We start from the raw sequence: 22,051 nt of genomic DNA, 5'->3' as shown, positions 1-22,051 counted from the left end.
GAGGAGGCCATGAGAAAAAGGAGCTTTGTCATGAACACAGATCCTAAAGTACTTATTGTTACTTCGGTATTTGGAGACGGGCATATGAAAGTCGCTGAAGCCATCGAACATTCATTTAGACGTAGAGGGATCAGTCGGATTACCACCTTAGATCTATTCGCTGCAGTTCACCCTGCCTTGAATGAACTATCCCGAAGATTCTATTTGAACAACACAGGGTATACGCAAGAATTTTATGGATTATTGTACACAATGACGAGCAAGATGAGACCAGAACAGTTCATGGGCAGACTCATACATTCTATGGGCAAACGAAAAGTGCAAAGGATCATCAACGAGATACAGCCGGATATTATTATTCATACCTTTCCTTATTTGGCTGCTGCTGAGCTAGCATCCACAACAGGTAGTAGAATGCCTCTGTTCACAGTTATGACGGATTATGTAGTTCATGGCAGGTGGCTTCATCCACAAACGACAAAATATTTTATCGCTTCAGAAGACATGAAGACAACGCTGATGTCGGCAGGGGTCACTGAAGAGAAGCTTGTGGTCAGTGGGATTCCAATTCGCGAGGCATTTGAGCAGACTCAGGATCGTGAAGCGCTTTTACGCAAACATGGGTTAAGCGGAGATCGTCAATACCTACTACTGGCGGCTGGAGCTTACGGCGTATTAAGTGACATTAGCAGTTTAATAAAACGAGTACTGCTTCAATCGAGCTTCGATCTCATCGTATTGTGCGGGAATAATCATAAGCTTCAAGCAGCTACGGTAGAGCTTTTTCAAGAGAACCCCCGAGTTCACATCTTGGGATATACGGAAGAAATGCAGGAACTGATGTGCATAGCTTCCTGTCTATTGACCAAAGCAGGCGGGATTACCTTGACTGAGGCGATGGCTCAAGCACTTCCAGTTATCGTCTATCGACCACTCCCTGGTCAGGAGGCAGGTAATGCAGAATGGTTAGCCGGGCACAATTTGATTGAGATCGCACGAAATGAGGAGCAATTAGTAGAGCAGCTTCAGCGATTGGAGCATATGGCGTACAGAGATGAAAGGGAACAGCAGCTGAAGGTCTTTTCGCGAAAATCAGCCTCGGATGCTATCGTTACTGAAGCTTTAGAAGCTATTAAATTGCGTCAGCCTTCTGTTCCTTTAGCAAAATCTGCGGTTGTTGAAGGGCAGGCGAAGACAATTCATGGATATTATTAGCCAAAAAGAAAGACCGCAGCAGACGTTTACCCGCCTCGCAATGATTCTCTTTTTTATAGAATGGATAAGAGGGGCTGTCCTGATCGCTTTCTTACCTACGTATGTATTGACGAGTTTGGGGCTTACAACGTCAGTAGTCGGTGTTGCGGTCTCCGCGCACTATTTAACGGACAGCTTGATCAAAAGCTTCATCGGCTATCTCTTGGATAGATATCCTGGGCGCACCGTGCTTCATGGAGGGTTCTTTCTTGGATTCGTTGGACTATTAGTGATGGTGACAACGCATAGTCCTTGGATGCTTATTGTAGCCTCTGCTTGCTTGGGTGCCGGATTCTCACCGATCTGGATCCTATGTATGAGCCAGGTATCAGAAGAAAAACGAGCACAGCAGATGGGAACCCTGTACGTATACTGGATGGCTGGTTTAGGTCTGGGTCCTGTAATGATGAATTTATTAATTGGCGGCGGGTTGTCGCTGTCACTTGCTGTCATTGGATTATTTTTTGTAGCGGGCTGGATTATGGTAGGTCTTGTAAAGATGAAAAATGTCTCGGTGCAGAGTGTGAATATATCTGTAGGCGGGCAGTTTGTATCTCTATGGAACAAAGTGAAGAAGGGGGGATTTTTGGTCCCCGGCATGCTGCTGCAGACTACAGCGGGCGGGATATTGGTCCCTTTTTTAACAAGCTTTGCGATCTCACATCTGGGTTTGTCTCATTCACAGCTGTCTATCGTGCTATTTATGGGAGGAGCAGGTGTAGTTCTATTTCTTGTCCCTATGGGAAAATGGTTTGATCAAGTTGGGGGCAAATGGTTCCTTGTCGTTGGGTTCGGCGTGTTTGCGCTTGCCTTGTTCGGTCTAACTTCTATTAACTCCTTCTCCGCTGCCATTGGGCTCGCGCTTCTGCTGGGGTGTGCTTATGCTGCTTTGCTTCCATCATGGAATGCGTTAATGGCCAGTTACATTCCCGAAGATTCCGTGGGGATCAGCTGGGGATTATTGTTTTCCATAGAAGGTTTAGGGGTGGTTATTGGTCCTCTAATTGGAGGCTGGCTGGGAAGCACAGGGAATCAACTGCTGCCTTTTCAAGTCAGTGCCTGTTTGTTTGGACTAATAAGTGTAGTCTACTTGCTATCTCCCGCCCGATTATTTATTCACAGAAACAGAGTAACCAAGAAGCTTCCGAATGTATCGTAGTTAAGATTTATTTAATAGACTCTTCACAACGAATTTAGGAATTGCACCTAAGCTTAATATGCAAGACTAAATAAGTGATGAAGGGAAGGAAGAAAATGAAGAAGAAATGGCTACTTACCGGAGGTGCAGCAGGGATTAGCGGGGCGATCATGCTGGTTACCGGAATGACGGCGTTTGCGGGAACCTCTGGATATGAGGATTACAAAGCCGCACTTAAGAATACTGCAGAGAATATACAAACTGTTACCGTACAAGCTGATGCGATGCTTAAAGATAACGGGACTATTCTGAGTCAGGCACAAGGAAGTATAAAAGTAAGCTTGCCGAATGAAGCCGTAAGCGGCGCTGTGAAGATTAGCGGGTCACAAGGTTCTCATGAACTTAACCTCTATAGTCAGCATGACGGACAGGTCTGGAAGAGCGATGCTTCCGATATTTATTACGTAAAGCAGGATATTAAGGATAAGAAGGATCAGGAAACAGGAACAGAACCGAAGGAAGCAGTTTGGCTTAGCAGCCAAGAAGAGACGATCATGGATGCTTTGATCGGCAATTTAAAGAATGAGATCACCTCTACTACCGATAAAGACGGTGCCAAGCATATCTCTCTGCAGCTTGACAATGCACAAATCCCGACAGTGGTGCAGGCGTTAGCCCCGGTTCTGTTCAAGAATCTTTCGGAAGAGAAAGATCATGAGTCCAGTAAAGAAATGACTGTCGATTCAAATGATCCAGAGGATTTAATTCAGCATAACCTGTTTGATTTCCAAGCAATTGCTCTGACGAACGGTGTACAGATTCAAAGCATCCGTTTGAATGCTGATATCACTCCTGCTAATGAGCTTCAGCACCAACAGTTAGATCTAACGTTTGTGGGACAGGATGCGCAAGGAGCCTCCCATACTTTGGCTGCTAGTGTGGATGTTCAGCTCTCCGTATTCAATGCAACTACACCAGAGTCTATTGACCTCACAGGTAAACAAGTGCAGCAGGTGAAAGAGGGCCATGAATACGGACATCGTGATTAAAGATCCCGTTGCGTTGAATAAGTAAGTGTGGAACAACTAAAAAGTATGCAATTAGAAAGTCCCTATGATGTGATTAGTCATAGGGACTTTCTTTATTAAAAAGCTATTTTCGCATATATTAGTCCTATGGAAGCCCCACAATCCGGAGGTGTTTGAATGAGAGTTTTATTAACTGCAACAATGGTATTGCTAATGCTCGCGGTGTTCACGGTTGGCTGTCAAAATTCAAAGAATCCGGTACAACAAAATTCATCAGAACCCACTGAAATAAAAACAGCTACAAAAGAGCAATTAAGCAAAGTGACAGCTAAAATGACTTATGAAGAAGTGATTAGTATTTTAGGCGCCAGCAAGGACATAGGCTCTGGATTGTATATTATTCAGTATGAATACACAGACGGTCAGCGATTCACTTTAGATTTCTCAAGTTATGATGGACTGATAACGGAGAAAGATTATAAAGAAATTCGTAAACTTATTAATAGTTAAAGTTAATCAATTGAATTGCTCCTGCATATCCCCAGACTTCCGGCGCCGTCGACTCATGAATACCAAAGCCAATGCAATGATCGTGAGAATAATCCCAAGGACTTGAAATCCCCCAAAGCTGAACTTACCTCTCATTATGATGCCTATCAATAAGGAAGAGAGGATGGTTCCCAGATATCTTGATGTATTAAATAATCCGGATGCTACTCCGATGATTTCTTTGGGTGAACTTTGAAACAAAGCTGCTTGCATGCCTACATTATTCAACCCATTGCTAATCCCGAATGCAGCCAACGCCAGGCACACGCTAATAACCGGTGAAGATTGATTCAATGTCACGAGCCATACTGATCCCGCAGTCATCAATATTGCAGACACTAGTAATGCCGGTCTTGGTCCGGATTTATCGATCCATCGTCCTGCTATTGGAGAAGTAACTAGAGAGCATAGGCCTAAGGTTAGCATAAGTATCCCTGTTTGAAATTCGCTGACATGGCGAACCACTTGCAAGTAGGACGGAACTCCGAAAAAGAGTGAGTAATAAAGTACGTTAACGAGCATGAACTCCACATTAACCCAAGTCATCGCAGGATATTTGGCGAATGTGCGTAAAGGTATAAAGGGTGAGGTCGCTGTTAACTCATGTCGTACGAATACCCCTAGCAGAGCGAGTCCGATCAGTGAAACAACGACATTTCCTACAGCGATGTGCCCGGATGATTTTGCTGAGAGTAATCCAATGAGCAGGGCAACCAGTCCCACTGTGAAGAGCAGGATCCCTGATCCATCTATCCAATTGAACCATTTGCGAAGGGACATGCCCGATGAAACGGTTAATGGCGAGTGTTCCTTAGGAATATTTCTCCAAGACAATAGAAAGCTCACTACCACAAATGGAATATTGATGAAAAAGATAGCAGGCCAGCCCCACCAGTGTATGATAACCCCGCCAATAAAGGGGCCGATGGCTGCCGCACCGGATAGGAAGATGGACAAAACAGACAGCGCTGTCGCTTGTTTTTCCGTTACATGAATTCGCACTATGGCCATCCCAACGGCAACCATCATGCTAGTTCCAATGGCTTGCACAATGCGGAACACGATGAGCCACGCGAATCTTGGTGCGAATGGAGCTAATAATGAGGCAATGAAGGCTACTACAAGCCCGGTAAGAAATATTTTTCTCCTACCAAATAAATCGCTGGCCTTTCCCATGACAGGTTGAGCGATGCTACTAGCAATGTAGAAAGAAAAAATAATCCAGGAAACACCTGTATAGTCAAGTTGGAATACATTTTGCAATCTTGGAATAGCAACAGAAACCATTGAAGAATTTAATGGGTTCAATAGTATCCCTAGACCCACTGAAATCATTAACCACCAATTCCGACCACTCATTTTGGGTCCCCCTAAAGCGTATTAATGTCATCCTACTTGATTTTAATTATTCATTCCAACGCATTTTATGTTATATTCTCATTGACTTAAAGGAATGAATGGGGTGCGAAATGGAACTTCTACAGCTGCAATATTTTCTCGCGGTAGCTCGACTGGAACATGTGACCGAAGCTGCCCGGAATCTGCATGTTACTCAATCATCACTCAGCAAAACAATCCAGCGTTTGGAGGAGGATCTAGGGGTCCCTTTATTCGATCGAGTAGGGCGGAACCTGCGTCTGAATAAGCTCGGAAGCAGATTTCTTCGCCGTGCAGAAAGAGCCTTGTTTGAATTGGAACAGGGGAAGCAGGAGCTTAGCGATTTATCTCACCCGGAACATAACACGCTTGAATTAGCGGTGACCACCGCCAGTACATTACCCAATATCCTTCGCGAGTTTCGGAAAAAGCGACCTGATATTCAATTTCACGTGCAGATGCTGACTACCAAGGAAATGGTTATACTTTTGGATCGAGGAGAGGTGGATTTCTGCTTGTCCTCACCCCCTATAGAAGGGGACGACATTGAATGCCAAGTCGTGTTTATCGACCCTATCCTTGTAGCGGTTCCTAAGGGGCATCGGTTGGCAGATCGAAGCAGCGTATCTTTGATAGAGCTGAGAGATGAATGGTTCGTCGGGGTTAAGAGTGGTTATGGAACTCGGGATTTAATAGACTCTGTGTGCCAATCGGTTGGATTTACACCTAAATATGTGTATGAGGGGGATGAACCTGCAAGGTTGATCACGCTTGTGGAAGCTGAGATTGGTCTTGCCTTTATACCAAGTACAGCAAGAAGTTCACGGGAAGACATCAAATATCTCCAAATAGAAAATCACGAATTGGTACGGGAAATTGCTCTAATATGGCACAAGAGTCGGTACATTTCTCGGGCTGCTTTGGAATTTCGTGAGGTAGTTGTAGAATATTTCGGATCGTTATCCAAAAAGGTTTAAGACAATTGGGATGGGTATCTAGAGGTATTTAACTGGATGCAAAAGAACAATTACATCCAGCTCAAGGACGCATAGTCTATAGAAATTTTTTATAATAAAGATGTAGAAAAATCTGGTAGTGTTTAGTTATCGGATGTTGGTTCTTCCATAAACCATGAGATATGGGTGCATCTCTTACAAATAAGTATAGCGGCGTTTTTATTCGCCCAGTCAAATCCTAGAAAGGATGCTCCGCTTGTGTTAAGCAGTTTATAATCCAGATCAAAGGTATCGTTTTGACAACAAGGACAGGTTATTCGCGCGTCTGCAGAACTGTATCTCATTTTAAAAACCTCCTGTGAATTTGTATAGTTCTTTAACGCACCTGAGGTTATTAAGGTTTCATGTACTCGAACTTACTAGTCAATTTGGGGTGGAATTATGAATAGCTGGGAAACAGCATTGTCAAAGGTATGTGAGCTTTATTTTTCATCGGAAGTAAATTCGAAATTAGAATGGATCTTGGTGGGCTCGGTGGGTTCGGTTTTACAGGGCTGTGAAATGACTCCGGGAGACGTTGATATTTATACAAAAAATAAAGAAGGGATTGCACAATTTGCAGAACTTCTGAAGGAATATTCCTTGCTGGATACATGTGAATTCCCTCATGGGGAGAACTGGTTATCCTCTTTAGAAGAACCTACATACAGTCAGACCTTTTCTTCGGGCTTCTCATGGACAAAGGGGAGTTGGATCATCGATGGGTTTAAAGTGGAAGTCGTTCATATCTCCAATTCAGCGGGAATTCCTGATTCTATGGATGGCGATGGGATATGGGAAGGTGGACAATTCATTTGGAATCATTTTAGGAATGTGACAATCGGACGGTACACTATTCCTACGGTTCCTCTAGAAATACAGCTAGAATCAAATTTAAGAAGACAACGATCAGACAGGACACTGGCGATTATTACTGCATTGCAAAAATATGGCTACGATCAAGAACTAATCGAAAAAGCTCTATCAAAGAAACACTTACCTTATTTTTATTCTCAAATGAATTGAGCAATGGAGATTATTTTTAAAAAGGGAATTAACTGGTATAATATGGTTTATAATCGAGAAAGGTGTTGATTTCTATGTCTGACTTTTTTGATCCAGGACCTAATCCGAATGTGACGGACCCTGGCGGTCATAAAGCAAACCATGATGTCAATGCGCAAAAATATCATACACAAGGTGTTCCTGGATTTTGGAGCGAGGTAATCAATCTGTTCATCGTGGTGGCAATAATTGCAGTTATTTTCTTACTCATATGGATCTTCTAATGGTCTTGTAATGAAAAAATGACAGCCCTCATTTATCTTGAGGGCTGTCATTATCGTTATTGAGCTGAGTATCCTCCGTCGATGACTATTTCCGAACCTGTAATGTATGAAGATTCATCTGTTGCCAGAAATAACGCCGCTTGGGCAATATCGATGGCTTGACCCAAACGCTGCAAAGGTGTTGCCTGAATCAATTGGTCTAGCAAATCCTTTGAAGTACTTAAAGCTTGAGTCATTGGCGTTTCAATAATTCCAGGGAATAGAGTGTTTACCCGTACGCCTTGACGGCCGAAGGTTGTAGCAGCCGCTTTAGATAATGCGCGAACTGCGCCTTTGGATGCCGAGTAGTGATTAAAGCCTTGACCGATCAGAGCTGTATAAGAAGAAATATTGATGATCGAACCTTTCTTTTGAGCTGCCATATAAGGCGTGACATGTTTAATCCCAGCGAACGGGCCATAACCATTGATGGAATTGATTTTCTGCCAATCCTCAATATCGATTTGATCAAATGGTTTTTCAGAAGAGATGCCTGCGTTATTGACAAGAATATCAATCTTTCCAAAACGATCACGTACTTCCTTTGCCAGCACTTTCCAATCCTCATCGGAGGCAACATTCAATTTCATTCCATAAACATTCTGTTTCTGGCTTACTTTCTCTAGCGCTGCCTCATTGATATCTGCGGCAATAACGATAGCACCTTCTTGAGCAAACAGATCTGCCATGCTTTCACCAATACCGGAAGCCCCACCTGTAATAATAGCCACTTTATTATCTAATCTTTTCATTTAATATTCTCCTAACGTAATTTAATATAATTTTATGTGAAAGTTTCTCTTCATGAATTCTTAGTTATTAATTCCATTGTCCGGCTTTTTCTAGATTTATCACTTCCATCGGAAGCTTCGGTCAGTATGTGCACATTTGCAAAGGGAATCGGCTATGATGTTACATTTGCAGAAAGTGCAATGGGTGGCTGGTCCATCGGTGTAATGATTGAGAAGAATAGAAGTAGTGCATAGAAGGCCGTTGATTTTCTAGCTACGGCTGCTGTAATGCCTTTTGTGGTTGCTTTTATTGTATGCTCTTCTTTTACTTCATCGGCTTCTAATGCTTGCAAGCCCTTTTGTTGTGGAGAGAACCGTTGGAATCACAATCGCCATTACTATTATGCCCAAGAAGATGTAGGTATATCTCCAGCCATCGTTAGAGATACAAATATAGATCCAATCGCCATAGGAATCGAGAATAGGTACCATTCCCATACTGAGTCATAAATCCGAACATTGCGAAGGATCAGGATCGAAGAATAACTATACCAATTCCTAAATCTTATGTAGCAGGTGTTAAGAATAACCCGCCAGCTGTCATAACACCCCTTTATGCAACTCCAACCATTAAAACAAGTCCTACTAATACCCATCATGCAAAATAGATTTTTTTCTTGTTGTGATTCATGATGTTCGCCTCGTTTTCACTATGATGAAGTACTCTTGCACTTGCTCCATACCGAACAGTCGTCCAGTCATTAAAAATCTATGTTTTTCCTATAGACTTTTCATAATTGTCGTCCCTCGCTCATAGTCACAGTTAGCTTCGAAAAATATAATGACTTAATAATGTATATCTACTAACTTTTATAATGTGTGATGTGCCATTAGAATAACCCGGTAACCCCATACCCAAATCTCATTCCCCAGACGGAGAAAGTATCCATCTGAAGCCAGTTATCTAAAGCTAGATATTAAAATAAAATGAATTTAACAATGGAATCGCTCTTTTTTAATTCGTATGGGAGAGGATGGTTATTAGGTGGAGAAAATTATAGAGGTACGCGGGATTAGCAAGGTGTACGAGAAAAGAAAAACGAAAGAGAAGATCCATGCCGTTCGTGATGTTTCTTTTCATGTGAATCGTGGAGAGGTTCTAGGTTTACTAGGGCCAAATGGTGCTGGGAAAACTTCTACGATAAAGATGCTCTGTGGTTTGTTGGAATCGGACGGGGGTTCTATATCCATTAATGGCTTAGATATTTGCAAGAAGAGACTTAAAGCGCTTGAGCATATTAGTGCTGTATTAGAGGGAAACCGGAATTTATATTGGCGTCTTACCGTTCGTGAAAACCTAGAATATTTTGCAGGTAATCGGGGGTACTCACGAAAGCAAGTTGCCGATCGAGCGGATAAATTATTAGAGCAATTCAACCTTAAAGAAAAGGAGAATGAGCTGGTCAATGGATTATCTCGGGGGATGCAACAAAAGCTAGCTATCGCTGTGGCGTTGTTGGCTAACACGGATGTCATCTTACTGGATGAGCCAACGCTCGGTTTGGATGTTGAGGTTAGTTATGAATTACGAAATATTCTAAAAACAATAGTAAGGGAAGAAAAACGTACAATCATTATCAGCTCACATGATATGCCCGTCGTTCAGGAGCTGTGTGACCGTGCCATTATCATTAACAAGGGTGAAGTCGTGATTGACGACAGGGTAGAGAACTTACTTAAGTTATTCGATACAAGGGCATATTCCATTAAGCTGGGTGAGCAATTAAGCCTAAAACAGGAGAATAAACTTTTAAGTAGATTCCCTTTAAGTACTTATAAAGCAGGCTCCCATGAAAACATCGTGGAAGTGAATTTAGAGCATGGTCAGGACATCTACGAGCTGTTTGATCTTCTAAAAGAGGAAGAAACAATGGTAGAAAGTATTGATCGTATAACTATTGATTTTGAACAAGTATTTATTCAGATTGTGAAGGGAGGTAAAACGCATGAAATGGCTCCATTTATTTAATGCGAATTTTCGTAAGGAATATATTGAGATGAAACGTTATCTGCCGAACACGATTGCCTTAGTAGCCACGTTTTATATTATATTTCTAGGTGCATTTTTTGGCATTATGTTCATCGGGGATCCAGCCAGCTTTGATATGAATGTTCAATACTCCATTGTAAGTGTAGTCTTTTGGAGCTTAACGATGATGACGATGAACTTTATTGGTTATTCGGTAATCACGGAAGCGACGCGTGGAACGTTAGAGCAGTTATATATGTCTCCCATGGGGGTATGGAAAATCATGCTCACGCGGATCGTCAGTCAGTTAGGCTTACAGTCAGTTATTATGATCCTGTTGCTGTTTGGTGCGATGCTAACCTCCGGACAGTGGTTGAGTCTTAACCCCATGACAACGATCCCAATCATTATTGTTACTATGATAAGTATGGTAGGCGTTAGCTTTATGATTGCTGGATTAGCTATTATTGTGAAACAAATTCAAGCATTTCTACAGATTTTTCAATTCGTTTTAATGGGACTTGTATTTGTTCCGATAACTGTTGCTCCGTTTTTAGCCTTTGCCCCGTTCGTTAAAGGAGTGAATATGGTCAGAACGGTAATGCTGGAGAATCTAACGTTAACGGACATAGCTTTATCAGATTATGGCGTATTAATATTAAATTCGCTGGTTTATTTGATTCTAGGACTCGTTGTGTTTGATCGCTGTGAGAAAATAGCCATGAAGAAAGGTCTTCTGGGACAATATTAGCACACGTAATCGTTTATTCTTTAGGTATAGCTAATACTTATAGCCTGCCATAGCTCATTGGTGTAACGGTATAAGCCATCGGATATGCTATATTAATTCTAATAATTTTTTACGAGGAGATTAATATATGAGCATTCAAGCCGAACCTAAAAAGCGAACCGTTACCCCATTTCGATATGATATTGTAGGAAGCTTCCTGCGCCCTCAGGCATTGAAAGAAGCTAGATTAAAATACAAGAACGGCGAAATTACCGCTGAGCAGCTTAAGGAAGTGGAAAACAACGAAATTGTTAAGCTGGTTCAGAAACAAAAAGAAGTAGGTCTTCAAGCTGTAACCGACGGCGAATTCCGCCGCTCTTGGTGGCATCTTGACTTCTTCTGGGGCTTTGACGGTGTAGAGCGGACGATTATTGATCAAGGCTACCAATTTAACGGTGCGAAGTCGAGACCAGAAACAACCCGATTGACCGGAAAAATTAGCTACAGCAGCCATCCTTTTGTATCGCATTATGAATTTTTAAAAGGCGCTGCTGGTGAGGACGTTGTAGCTCGTCAATCGATTCCTGCAGCTGCACAATTCCTGTTCGAGCTAGACCGGGCAGAAAATAAGGAAAGCACAAATGAAATATACCCAAATCGTGAAGAGCTAATTTCAGATATTGCTAAAGCATATAAAGCGTCGATTCTTGCCTTTTATGCAGCGGGCTGCCGCAGCATTCAAATCGACGATTGCACATGGGGAGCGCTATGCGACGAGCAGTTTATAGCTTTTATGAATCAGATTGGTGTGAATGTAGCTGAATATGCGAACGAGCTTGCGCAATTGAACGAGGAAGTTGTATCTGGTCTACCGGAAGATCTCGTTGTAACAACACATGTATGCCGAGGAAATTATGTTTCAACTTATGCTGGCGTTGGTGGGGGTTATGAACCTATCGCACAAACGCTTCTGAACATCAATAACTATTCAGGTTACTATCTGGAGTTTGATACAGAACGGGCAGGCGATTTCAAACCATTACGCTTCCTAAAAGAGAATCAGCAAGTCGTGCTTGGTTTGTTCTCTTCCAAATTTGGTGAGCTGGAGAGCAAAGAAGATATTTTGAAGCGTATTGAGGAAGCGAAGCAATATGTCGATCTAAACCGGATTTGCCTGAGCCCACAATGCGGCTTCGCATCCACGGAAGAAGGCAACCACCTGACAGAAGAGCAGCAATGGCGCAAGCTTGCATATATCAAAGAGATTGCTGAAGAGATCTGGAATTAATATAAGTTAACAGTTGAAAAAAACACCTTAAGCCGTACGGATGTTCATCCGCTCGGCTTAAGGTGTATTTTTGATATGGAGTGAGTACATGAATTTTCTTGGCTAGTTTACACTATACCAGTGAATTGAGAGTAATTAGGGAAAAGCTCCCTAATAAAAGCCGATAATTACTCTAAATGAATGAAATTAGGGAATTTCTCCCTAAAAAACAGAGTGGAATCAAGATTTACCGTCAAATCAGTCGAATTTCAGGGAGGAATTCCCTAATTATTAGTCTGATGACCAGAATCCTCTGATAATAAGGGAGGAATTCCCTAATTATTAGTCTGATGACCAGAATCCTCTGATAATAAGGGAGGAATTCCCTAATTATCTCCAGGAAGAGCATATGATTGAGCTTTACGGAGCAGAGAGACAGAGAATTAATTTGGAAATATTAACTCGCGGCACTTGCTGAGTTGCCCACGATTGTGATTGCAATGGCAGAAAATTGTAAGTGTTCAGTAAGTAGAGAAAGCTTGGAATGCTCCTTCTGACCTTGGAAAACGGGTTGTTTTTGTGCCATCCTCAGCAAAAAAGGAATCACCTCCGTTTATTAAACGGGAGTGATTTAGTCTAAGGGGTTAAGGTGCCACTTATTAATTGTCTTTAGCATGTCTTTCGCCAACCTGAAATTCATTAGCATGTTCAAGCATGTATTTCACGGTCAGTGGATCTTGCCCCGTCCAATTTTTAAAGTCGTCTGTAAAAATATCCATTTTTCCTTCACGGATTGCCTGTCCAAAAGTAACCATACCTTCAGAAGAATACGGCGCTTCCGATCCTTCTTTAAATGCCCCATCGGTGGTTCTAGGCACGCCCATTGCTTCGAATACGGCATAATTCTCTTCATCCGTGTTTTCTTTGAAGGTGATATGATTACCCGTTACTTCATTACCAATCTTAATGAAGTCGGTAATTGTCATCAATTCATGCCCGTTGATATTTAGAATCGCTTCCTGATAATTATTGGAGGCAAGGGCATACGCAACGGCTTTTGCGCAATCCTTCCGCGAGATATAAGCCATTTTACCGTCACCTTGATTGTTCGTTAATACCCCGTCACCCTTCACATACGTGAAGTAATTGGTAATCATCGCTTCCGCGTATTGGGAATTCCGAAGGAAGATATAATCGAGCCCTACGCTTCGAACATAACATTCGGTATAAATATGATCAATTTTCTCAACGCTTGGATTGGTTTCATCAGCCGCGTTCACTAGAGAAGTATAAATGATCTGTTTGACTCCGGCTTCTTTGGCTGCATCAACCACATTTCTGTGTGCATTTTGGCGTTTCTCCCCAACAAAAGGCATGGAGATCAGAGCAAGTTTATCAGCATGAGCAAAAGCTTCAGCAAGGCCTTCCTTGTTATTAAAGTTGGTCACATTTGTTTCAATCCCTTGTTCCGCATATTCTTTCAAACAGTCTGGATCGTAGGCGCAAAAAATGATTTGGTCTTTATCTACCAGTTTCAACAAATATTCTGCAGCTTGTTTCCCTAGATTTCCATCGTCACCCGTCAACAATAATTTACCCATGATCATCGTCACTCCTTGTGGATATGAATTATATCCTTATGGCATGTGAAAAAATGAACATATTCTAACACATAAAACTTATGGTCGATTGCTAAAACCAATTTGGATCTGCTGAAGGAAGGAGGGCAGGGCAGGGTTTGTATTGTTTTTAAGATATCCTGCTTCGATTGCAAAGGTATGGTGTGAATCATCTAGTGGGATTACCCGGACTTTATCCTGAAGATAGGCGAGCTGATAGTTATCCGGAAAAAAGCCAATCAAATTCTCCGTGATGATATAAAATAATTCTGACTCCACATCGTCTGCGGTTCGAAGGATGTTCGGCTGATAGCCGTCTTCAATGGCATGCTTGATCATTAGATGATAAGCGTTTCCAATAGCTGTTGCAATCAGCATGACTAGCGGATGTTCATATAACTCCTCTTTGGCGATCGATTCATGATGAAAAAGAGGATGGGGATGACTCACAGCCGCACAATAACGTCCCTTATATAAGGGATAGGTTACAATATCCTCTTTTCCCTGAAACTCGGAGTCAAAGGCAATAGCTACGTCGTAAATCCCTTTTAGCAAGTATTCTGCAATATCTTTTAGCAAAGCTTTGGATATCCGTCATCGCCGCATATTCGATACTCAGGGATTGTGTATTATACTTTTGAAAGTTTTCCATGCTCATCTTCATATGGTTATATTGCTTCCAGTGGATGAGAGCTTCGCCATAAAAAAAGCCATCCGGCTTTGGTTGGCTCGATAGGGATCTGCTTTCTGTCAATCAATTGAATGTTGAATTCCTCTTGAAGCGCGGCGATTTGTTGACTAATGGTGGTCTGCGATACATAGTTCTTTTAGCTGTTTCGGTAAAATTTCTGCATTCAACGAGATCAATAAAATATTTAAACCTTCTTATGTTCATAGGATCTTCCGCTTAGCGCCGTTTGCTTTATTATAGCCCAGAAAGTAAAAAAGAGAGCCTCGTTTAGAGACCCCCCTTGTTGAGCTTATCTTATTTTGTATAGTTATCGAAATAACCTTGAATATAAATCATTGGTGTTCCTTTATCTCCACTGCCAGAAGTCAAATCAGACAGTGATCCAATGAGGTCTGTTAATCTACGAGGCGTAGTCCCTTGAGCTTCCATTGCACCAACCAGGTCATCATTTTTATTCTGGATGTATTTAGAAATGGCTTGTTTCAGCTCTTCACCACGAAGATGAGAGAAGTTGTTATCGGCCAAATATTTCAATTTCACTTCATTTGGTGTTCCATCAAGCCCTGCAGTGTAAGCAGGGGATACAACAGGATCTGCCAGTTCCCATATTTTACCGACTGGATCTTTGAATGCACCATCGCCATAAACCATAACTTCTACAGTTTTACCTGTCATTTCTTTGATTTTTGCTTGGATACCATCCACGATAGGTTGGCAGTTATTTGGAAATAGCTTCACGCTTTCTTCTGTTGCTTTATTGGATCCCAGCAGACCATAAGCTTCGTTAAAGCCGCTGCCATCGATGGATTGTGTAAGAATATCATCGAGACCAAACACTTTTTCAGCACCATTGCTCATGAGAATACGTTTTGTTCTGAACCGTGTGTGAATATCACAAGTTAATACATGTTTTGTGTAGTTTAGAATGGTTTTTGGATTATTGGAGAAGATGACTTCGCAAGCCACACCTTCAGCTTCAATTAAACCTTTATAATATTCGATATAATCAACACCTGTGAATGGGTGCTTAATATAGCCGAAAAACTCACGGAATTGAGCCTCTGTTAACACATCCGTCCATGGATTAACACCCTTAGCATCTAATTCGTCGATGTCTACAAGATGGTTGCCCACTTCATCAGCTGGATAGCTTAGCATTAAGACTACTTTTTTTGCCCCTTTGGCAATACCGCGTAAGCAGTTAGAGAATCGGTTACGGCTAAGGATTGGGAAAATAACACCCACGGTTTCCTCGCCGAATTTCCCTTTAATATCAGCAGCAATATGGTCAATCGTCGCATAGTTACCTTGTGCCCGAGCCACAATGGATTCGGTTACGGTTACAATGTCACGATCCTCGATCGAGAAACCTTCGACTTTTGCAGCATTCAAAACGGTTTGAACTACGATTTCTTCAATGTTATCCCCATTATTAATGATGGGCCCGCGGAGTCCACGTACCACTGTTCCAACTACTCTTTCCAATATGATCTCTCCTCTTGTAAGGCTATACTCTATATAATTAAAATGGTTGTAAAGCCTATATTACTATACCCTTTTAGAGCGATATAAGTAAAATTAATGTTTATAATATCTAATATAAAAACAGTTTATAGATAAAAAAGACTAAACAAAAATTTGTACATGCTTTTATCTCAGGTGGAAGAAAATGCGGTGTGGAGCTCTAATCCACTTACGAAGTGTTTTGTGATCCTGCTTACGATCTAACGGCAAAATCGGGAATCGGGTGGGTATGGACGAGCTGTGGATGAGATTTTGGATGATATTAAACTTTGCCGTTTGAGATAGAAAAACAATTTTTGGGGAGGGAGAGTCGTATGAACAAAATGGACCGTTTGTTAGCTATAGTGCTTGAACTGCAGCGTAATAAAGTGTTGCGAGCGGAGGATTTGGCGGCTACGTTTGAAACGAGTGTGAGAACTATTTATCGGGATATTCAGGCACTGAGTGAAGCGGGCGTATCCATAATAGGAGCGCCAGGGCAGGGTTACTCCTTAATCGAGGGGTATTTCCTGCCACCCGTTAGTTTCACGCTGGACGAAGCAGTGACATTACTTATCGGGACTGACTTTATCGAGCAGTGGTTTGATGCCCACTACGGCAATAAGGCTAGAAGTTCTAAAGCAAAGATAGAAGCTATCCTGCCAGAAGCCATCCGCAGTGAAGCATCACAGATCCGCAGAAGTTTTCGTTTATTTGCATCCGCAGCAGAAATTGCACCAATACAAGAAAAGGCATGTTTAGAAGCCATTCGTCGAGCGATATTGGAGGAAAGGAAAATAAGATTTCGTTATTCTAAAAGAATCGCCGAAGCTGATGGGAACCGTCAAAGTATTCGTACGGTTGCTCCTTACGGACTTGTGCTTCATCAAGGATCATGGGTGCTCGTCGCTTGGTGTGAATTGCGTCAGGACATCCGTCATTTCCGGTTATCACGAATGAGGGAGCTTATTGATCTGGAAGATAAATTTATACTGCCAGCGGATTTTCAATTGGAGGTTTACCAACCTCCTGATGATCGCAACGTTCATGTGCGTATCTTAGTCCATTCTGACATAGCTGATAAGGTAAGGGAATCGAACAATTTCTATATGGAAACTATCGAGGAGCATGCGGAAGGCTTACTGGTTACTTTTCGAGTTCGAGAGCCGGCGGAATTGCTGCAATGGGTGCTGGGCTGGGGAGGCGGCATGGTTGTGCTAGAGCCGGAATCTTTTCGCCATCAAGTTAGAAACGAAATAGAAATAATGTTAAAACGCTACTGACATAACGCTGTCAGTAGCGTTTTTATATACTTGGATAATCAATGACACAGGAGCTGATATATAATGACTACAACAAAAGAAGCCTTACAACGTTTTGAAGAAACTGCGACATACTATATTCATGAATTAGAGCGATTCAATCTGGAGCAGCTGAAGCAAAAGCCAAGTGAAAACGAGTGGTCCATCGGACAGATGGTTCAACATCTCATAAACTCAGCACTGTATATGCAGCTTCGTAATATTGATCAATGTCTGGTGCTAAGCCAAGATCCCTTAGTATCTCATGTAGGGAAAACCGAGGATGGTGCGGCTATATTTGCACAAGGCAGCTTTCCGCCCATTCGTATTCAGGTCCCGCCTTCTGCCCAATATACGCCGGAGCAGCCGGAGAGCGAAGAACAATTAATTCAAGGGTTGCACACAGTCATCCAAAGAATGAGAGAGATCGAACCGTCTCTTGAAAAATCGTTCAAGCTTAATACCGTATCTCACCCGCGATTCGGTGGACTATGCGCGGAGGAATGGTTCCTGCTTATTGAGATGCACTATCGTCATCATCTTCTGCAGCTGGAGCGATTAAACAAAGAATTGTTTGGGAAAGTGATGTAATACCCAAAAAGAGGCCTTTGCTGATCCTCAGCAAAGGTCTTTCTAGTGGTGCTTTCCACTGCGATTCTAGTTTTTTTTGTGGTCCCTATAGCTTATGTATTAACGAGATTTAAGTTTTGGGGTTCAAAAATGATTCTTAATATTTATAAGGCCTGTATCTTGAGTAGAATCCACAACCTTAGTTCCTAATATTTGTTTTAATTCCTCAACCTTCCATTATCTTAGATTAATTTATTGCCCCTCTTACTTAATTGTCCGCTTTCATCTCCAATAACAAAGCTACTAATTCGTATGTCCTATATTTTGTAGCGGCCCCAATAGCTTAAAGCACTTCTGGATACAATTTATGGTATAATTTAGAAGATTTGTTGAGGAGAAGCAATGAGTAATAAAGGCGCTCGGAAGAGAGTTTTTGGAGGTAACTATATGACCTTATCTAAAGCACTCAAATTTTTGATTCTTAATTGTATTTTAATCGTCATTATTTATTCTCTGCAGTATGTATTTAACTTTCTTACTTATGATATAAACGGGCCAATGACATGGATGATGAGCCATTCAGAGAGATTAGCTAACAATACAGATTTTATAAGTGCATTTTCTTGGTATCTTGTTCAATTTTTGATTACCTGCTTGCTCATTCATTATTTCTTACGGAAGGGATTAAAGGAAGTCGGTTTCAGTACATTAAATCTGCAGCTTAGCATGAAGTACATCAAGTATTTTATATTGATATTTCCTTTCGTTGTCGTTATATGCTGTGCACTAATTTATTCAACTCTTGGTCTTCAACCTTTAATTGAACAATATGAAGGTAGAAATGTAATATATGCTGTAAAAGATATTATGATATTTGGTACATTACCTGGATTAAGTGAAGAACCATTCTTTCGGATTTTCGTTATTCAATTTTTTCTGTTGTTTTGGTTCAAACGTTTTAACTCTCTGAGTCCAAATGGTATAAACATGATGGTCTTTTTGTCTTCTTTTTATTTTATGCTAGGACACATCTTTATAAATTGGTCTCCCTTTTATTTGAAATACGATGTGATTCAGTTGATAACTGCCTTTATTCTAGGGATTTATTATACGGTCACTTATTTGAAAACAAAAAGTATTCTAGCCTCTATTGTATGCCACAGCTATTCCGATTTTATCATTTACCTTATGGGATATCTTTTATATTTTTATAATCGTTAAATCTTGTTCATTAATAAATAGAATTTCCTCGCTTAAGTAAGTCGTCCGAACATTATTCTTAGGGCTGCTCTATTAAATGAATAATAATTACTCTCAAACAGCACAAACCCCTCGCTAGTGTTTTTTGGCATATCATTGGGTAATACTAACAATGGCACATTCCGCATAAGGAGGTTACAGAAATGGAGATTGAAGAAGGCCAACAGCCTAATCGACTAATCTATAAAAAGTCCCCATATCTGCTGCAGCACGCTCACAACCCCGTGGCTGGTATCCATGGGGAGACGAGGCTTTTGCCAAGGCACAGGCTGAGAACAAGCCGATCTTCTTATCCATCGGCTATTCGACATGTCATTGATGTCACGAGTCTATCGCAGGACATTCTTGATATGGGTCTCCATACTCAGTCCGTTCACTCCGCCGGTTAGTAGGAAGTGCGACTAAAAAACTATAGATCCAGGTAAAGAAACTTCTGCGTTTAAATGGTTGTGTGTACTTCCATTTTTACCTGAGAAGTTTTTTTGCGCTTGAAGAGATTGAGCCAGATCATGCTTTAGAGAATCCGAGACAACTTACGATACGCCCGTGGAGAAATCCCCTCATTCGCTGAGAATACTCTACTGAAATAATGAATATCGGGATAACCGACCTGCTCGCCTACCCTTTCAATCGGCCAATCTGTTTCTCGCAACAGTTTACGAGCTTCCCTATGCCGGATCGAACGGAGGTATTCTCCGGGGGGCATACCCGCGACCTCACGAAAGAGCTTGGCAAAATGGTCTTCATGCATATTCATGGATGCAGCCATAGATATGTTGGTCCAGCGCTCTGCTAACCGCTCTTCTATCTCCTCTATTAATGCTCTGATCCGTTCGGTGTGAACAGAAGATTTAGCTGCATCTCGGGAGTTTTGCGATCGGAGCAGCGAAGTCAGAATTCCAAGCAGCAGCCCTCGACAGACCCACTCATAACCGGCAGGCCGCATGGTGAATTCATGAACGAGTTGTTCCATGGCATGAACACATTCGGGAGGTGGGGAGTAGATCGGTTCTTGTGACAATGGCATGAAAGGAGCGGTTACGGCTTCAAAGGCGAATTTATCGTCCATTACTTCATCCTCTTTCACTACCATATCTTCTTCATGTGTAATAATGGATTCCCCAAAGAAATCAAAATGGATTCCAATCAGCTTGGTATCTGAATCTGACAGAATAGCATTCTGATGATATACCCCGGATGAGAGGAATATTAGCTGCCCAGCGTGCAGTATATATTCCTCCGTATCCATCTTTGTTAATAATTTGCCCTGGCGAACATATAGTAGCTCGAAGTCATATAGTCTTCTTCTTGGAAAGGTACAAGGGGGAAGGGTCTGCAATTGTGCATAGTGAATCCCGGGTGACCAATCACGAGAGGGTACCTGCTTTCTCAATGGATAAGAGGGATCTTTGTCAGACATGGCACTGCCTCCTGAATGTTTAATAGATTAGACCGGAATAATGCAAAAAGTCTCTTCTTCGCCTAAATAAATCGAACTTATAATCTATTATAATATAAATAAATAAAGGATACAAAGTGCATCTAAGTCTATAAAAGTCTATAACGTCGAAAACGGAAAAGAACAAATATGAGGAGGGCCCAAATGAAAAAGGGAATCAACATCTGGTCGTTTCGAGAGGGAACAGAAATTAAAGAATGCGTACGTCTGGCCAAAGCGGCTGGATTTGAGGGTATCGAACTGTCATTAAATGAGACAGGTGAACTTGGCTTGCAAACCACTGAGAAGGAAGCACGTATCCTTCGTGATTCTATTAATGAAACGGGTCTAGAGATTGCGGGACTGGCAACTGGGCTGTATTGGTCTTATGCGATGACAAGTGAATCTGAAGCTAATCGGACTAAGGCAATCGACGTATGTAAAAAGCAACTGGAGCTCGCGGCTGCGCTTGGTGTAGATACGATTCTTGTCATCCCTGGCGCTGTTGGTGTGGATTTTATCGAGGGCTGTGAGGTTGTTGATTATGAAAAAGCTTATGATAGAGCACTGGAAGCGATTAGTCATTTAGCCAAGGATGCTGAGCAAGCAGGCGTTTCCATTGGACTTGAGAATGTATGGAATAAATTCTTGCTGTCTCCGCTTGAATTACGTACTTTTATTGATACGGTGGGTTCCAGTTATGTAGGTTCCTATCTTGATGTTGGGAATATCGTCCATTCCGGTTATCCAGAGCAGTGGATACGGATTCTAGGTCACAGAATTAAAAAGGTGCACTTCAAAGATTACCGTCGTACGGCTGGCGGGCTTCATGGATTCGTTGATTTGCTCGCTGGGGATGTGGATTATCCGGCAGTCATGAAAGCGCTTGATGAAATTGGATACAACAATTATGTTACAGGTGAAATGATACCGTCGTACACACATTATACAGAGCAAATTATTTTTAATACTTCCGCAGCTATGGATGCCATCCTTGGACGCACCGCATTCAAAGCTTAGAGTAGGGAAGGAAAAGTAATACTCAGAGTCGGACTGGTAGGATTGGTTTCATGGTCCGAATGAGCTTTGATAATTAGAGCGAGGGTACCATGTATTTTGTGAGAAACCGATGGCCAGACACTCTGCCGAGGCTTGGAAAAGGGTAGAGGCGGCGCGGTCAATGCACAGGCAGATTGGACACTGGAAGGTGCTTGGATAGCACTTGATTGATTATTTTTTATTT

Annotated in this window: 23 protein-coding genes and 2 pseudogenes; 16 read left to right on the top strand and 9 right to left on the bottom strand. The window is 41.8% G+C overall.

Annotated features, from left to right (window positions below):
- Window positions 1-30 precede the first annotated feature (30 nt).
- The 4 genes from NST74_RS21615 (at window position 31) to NST74_RS21600 (ending at window position 3,930) form a co-directional block, all read left to right on the top strand.
- Window positions 31-1,215, top strand: coding sequence for an MGDG synthase family glycosyltransferase (locus tag NST74_RS21615; RefSeq protein ID WP_341114367.1), 1,185 nt, complete (start codon window positions 31-33; stop codon window positions 1,213-1,215).
- Window positions 1,202-2,413, top strand: coding sequence for an MFS transporter (locus tag NST74_RS21610; protein WP_341114366.1), 1,212 nt, complete (start codon window positions 1,202-1,204; stop codon window positions 2,411-2,413). The genes NST74_RS21615 and NST74_RS21610 overlap by 14 nt, the downstream gene beginning before the upstream one ends.
- A 95-nt stretch (window positions 2,414-2,508) precedes the next feature.
- Window positions 2,509-3,441, top strand: a complete 933-nt coding sequence (locus NST74_RS21605; protein ID WP_341114365.1) for a hypothetical protein — start codon at window positions 2,509-2,511, stop codon at window positions 3,439-3,441.
- A 156-nt stretch (window positions 3,442-3,597) separates the two neighbouring features.
- The gene (locus NST74_RS21600) at window positions 3,598-3,930 is read left to right on the top strand and encodes a hypothetical protein (RefSeq protein WP_341114364.1); all 333 of its coding nucleotides are present in this window, start codon (window positions 3,598-3,600) and stop codon (window positions 3,928-3,930) included.
- A gap of 6 nt (window positions 3,931-3,936) precedes the next feature.
- On the opposite strand, the gene NST74_RS21595 is transcribed toward NST74_RS21600, so the two are convergent.
- Entirely contained in the window at window positions 3,937-5,328 is a 1,392-nt protein-coding gene (locus tag NST74_RS21595) for an MFS transporter (protein ID WP_341114363.1), read from the bottom strand.
- Between the two features lie 110 nt (window positions 5,329-5,438).
- On the opposite strand from NST74_RS21595, the gene NST74_RS21590 reads away from it, so the two are divergent.
- Window positions 5,439-6,323 carry a LysR family transcriptional regulator gene (locus tag NST74_RS21590; protein ID WP_341114362.1) on the top strand — a complete coding sequence of 295 codons (885 nt, stop codon included), beginning with the start codon at window positions 5,439-5,441 and terminating at the stop codon, window positions 6,321-6,323.
- Between the two features lie 122 nt (window positions 6,324-6,445).
- Here the strand turns inward: NST74_RS21590 and NST74_RS21585 are convergent, their stop codons facing one another.
- Window positions 6,446-6,646 carry a hypothetical protein gene (locus tag NST74_RS21585; protein WP_341114360.1) on the bottom strand — a complete coding sequence of 67 codons (201 nt, stop codon included), beginning with the start codon at window positions 6,644-6,646 and terminating at the stop codon, window positions 6,446-6,448.
- Window positions 6,647-6,743: 97 nt separating this feature from the next.
- Here NST74_RS21585 and NST74_RS21580 point away from each other — a divergent pair, with 97 nt between their 5' ends.
- Complete coding sequence (locus NST74_RS21580; RefSeq protein WP_341114359.1) at window positions 6,744-7,367, top strand: hypothetical protein; 624 nt, start codon at window positions 6,744-6,746, stop codon at window positions 7,365-7,367.
- 74 nt (window positions 7,368-7,441) lie between these two features.
- Window positions 7,442-7,630, top strand: a complete 189-nt coding sequence (locus NST74_RS21575) for a hypothetical protein (RefSeq protein WP_042129995.1) — start codon at window positions 7,442-7,444, stop codon at window positions 7,628-7,630.
- A 56-nt stretch (window positions 7,631-7,686) separates the two neighbouring features.
- Here NST74_RS21575 and NST74_RS21570 read toward each other — a convergent pair whose 3' ends face one another.
- Both NST74_RS21570 and NST74_RS21565 read right to left on the bottom strand, forming a co-directional pair.
- Window positions 7,687-8,421, bottom strand: coding sequence for an SDR family NAD(P)-dependent oxidoreductase (locus NST74_RS21570; protein ID WP_341114358.1), 735 nt, complete (start codon window positions 8,419-8,421; stop codon window positions 7,687-7,689).
- A 152-nt stretch (window positions 8,422-8,573) separates the two neighbouring features.
- Window positions 8,574-8,753: a hypothetical protein gene (locus tag NST74_RS21565; protein ID WP_341114355.1), complete on the bottom strand. Its 180-nt coding sequence runs from the start codon at window positions 8,751-8,753 to the stop codon at window positions 8,574-8,576.
- A 692-nt stretch (window positions 8,754-9,445) separates the two neighbouring features.
- Here NST74_RS21565 and NST74_RS21560 point away from each other — a divergent pair.
- The 3 genes from NST74_RS21560 to NST74_RS21550 all read left to right on the top strand — a co-directional run bounded on the left by NST74_RS21560 (window position 9,446) and on the right by NST74_RS21550 (window position 12,447).
- Window positions 9,446-10,429: an ABC transporter ATP-binding protein gene (locus tag NST74_RS21560; RefSeq protein ID WP_076121839.1), complete on the top strand. Its 984-nt coding sequence runs from the start codon at window positions 9,446-9,448 to the stop codon at window positions 10,427-10,429.
- Entirely contained in the window at window positions 10,407-11,180 is a 774-nt protein-coding gene (locus NST74_RS21555) for an ABC transporter permease (RefSeq protein ID WP_341114354.1), read from the top strand. Before NST74_RS21560 ends, NST74_RS21555 begins: the two co-directional genes overlap by 23 nt.
- Before the next feature lie 127 nt (window positions 11,181-11,307).
- Window positions 11,308-12,447, top strand: a complete 1,140-nt coding sequence (locus NST74_RS21550) for a 5-methyltetrahydropteroyltriglutamate--homocysteine S-methyltransferase (RefSeq protein WP_341114353.1) — start codon at window positions 11,308-11,310, stop codon at window positions 12,445-12,447.
- Window positions 12,448-13,085: 638 nt separating this feature from the next.
- Here the strand turns inward: NST74_RS21550 and NST74_RS21545 are convergent.
- The 4 genes from NST74_RS21545 to NST74_RS21530 all read right to left on the bottom strand — a co-directional run bounded on the left by NST74_RS21545 (window position 13,086) and on the right by NST74_RS21530 (window position 16,221).
- On the bottom strand, window positions 13,086-14,027 hold the full coding sequence (locus NST74_RS21545; RefSeq protein ID WP_341114350.1) for an NAD(P)H-binding protein: 942 nt from the start codon (window positions 14,025-14,027) through the stop codon (window positions 13,086-13,088).
- Between the two features lie 78 nt (window positions 14,028-14,105).
- A complete protein-coding gene (locus NST74_RS21540) occupies window positions 14,106-14,624 on the bottom strand; it encodes a LysR family transcriptional regulator substrate-binding protein (protein ID WP_341114349.1) in 519 nt (172 codons plus the stop codon).
- Between the two features lie 89 nt (window positions 14,625-14,713).
- Window positions 14,714-14,836 (bottom strand): hypothetical protein, encoded by a 123-nt coding sequence (locus tag NST74_RS21535; protein ID WP_341115945.1) that lies wholly within the window; start codon window positions 14,834-14,836, stop codon window positions 14,714-14,716.
- A 194-nt stretch (window positions 14,837-15,030) separates the two neighbouring features.
- On the bottom strand, window positions 15,031-16,221 hold the full coding sequence (locus NST74_RS21530; RefSeq protein ID WP_341114346.1) for a coenzyme F420-0:L-glutamate ligase: 1,191 nt from the start codon (window positions 16,219-16,221) through the stop codon (window positions 15,031-15,033).
- Between the two features lie 353 nt (window positions 16,222-16,574).
- Here NST74_RS21530 and NST74_RS21525 point away from each other — a divergent pair, with 353 nt between their 5' ends.
- The 4 genes and pseudogenes from NST74_RS21525 to NST74_RS21510 all read left to right on the top strand — a co-directional run bounded on the left by NST74_RS21525 (window position 16,575) and on the right by NST74_RS21510 (window position 19,689).
- Window positions 16,575-17,522: a helix-turn-helix transcriptional regulator gene (locus tag NST74_RS21525; RefSeq protein WP_341114344.1), complete on the top strand. Its 948-nt coding sequence runs from the start codon at window positions 16,575-16,577 to the stop codon at window positions 17,520-17,522.
- A gap of 63 nt (window positions 17,523-17,585) precedes the next feature.
- Window positions 17,586-18,131, top strand: a complete 546-nt coding sequence (locus NST74_RS21520; protein WP_341114342.1) for a DinB family protein — start codon at window positions 17,586-17,588, stop codon at window positions 18,129-18,131.
- Between the two features lie 381 nt (window positions 18,132-18,512).
- Complete coding sequence (locus tag NST74_RS21515) at window positions 18,513-19,331, top strand: CPBP family intramembrane glutamic endopeptidase (protein ID WP_341114341.1); 819 nt, start codon at window positions 18,513-18,515, stop codon at window positions 19,329-19,331.
- Window positions 19,332-19,513: 182 nt separating this feature from the next.
- A pseudogene (locus tag NST74_RS21510) lies at window positions 19,514-19,689 on the top strand (DUF255 domain-containing protein).
- Window positions 19,690-19,884: 195 nt separating this feature from the next.
- Here the strand turns inward: NST74_RS21510 and NST74_RS21505 are convergent.
- Complete coding sequence (locus NST74_RS21505) at window positions 19,885-20,790, bottom strand: AraC family transcriptional regulator (RefSeq protein ID WP_341114340.1); 906 nt, start codon at window positions 20,788-20,790, stop codon at window positions 19,885-19,887.
- Window positions 20,791-20,973: 183 nt separating this feature from the next.
- On the opposite strand from NST74_RS21505, the gene NST74_RS21500 reads away from it, so the two are divergent.
- Window positions 20,974-21,828, top strand: a complete 855-nt coding sequence (locus NST74_RS21500) for a sugar phosphate isomerase/epimerase family protein (protein ID WP_042129970.1) — start codon at window positions 20,974-20,976, stop codon at window positions 21,826-21,828.
- Window positions 21,829-21,913: 85 nt separating this feature from the next.
- A pseudogene (locus NST74_RS21495) lies at window positions 21,914-22,027 on the top strand (hypothetical protein); the annotation flags it as partial.
- Window positions 22,028-22,051 lie beyond the last annotated feature (24 nt).

The organism is Paenibacillus sp. FSL F4-0125 (assembly GCF_038008565.1).
Classification (GTDB): Bacteria; Bacillota; Bacilli; order Paenibacillales; family Paenibacillaceae; genus Paenibacillus_AQ.
Note: the sequence above shows the minus strand (reverse complement) of the source record. Positions and strands in the feature narration are given on the sequence as shown.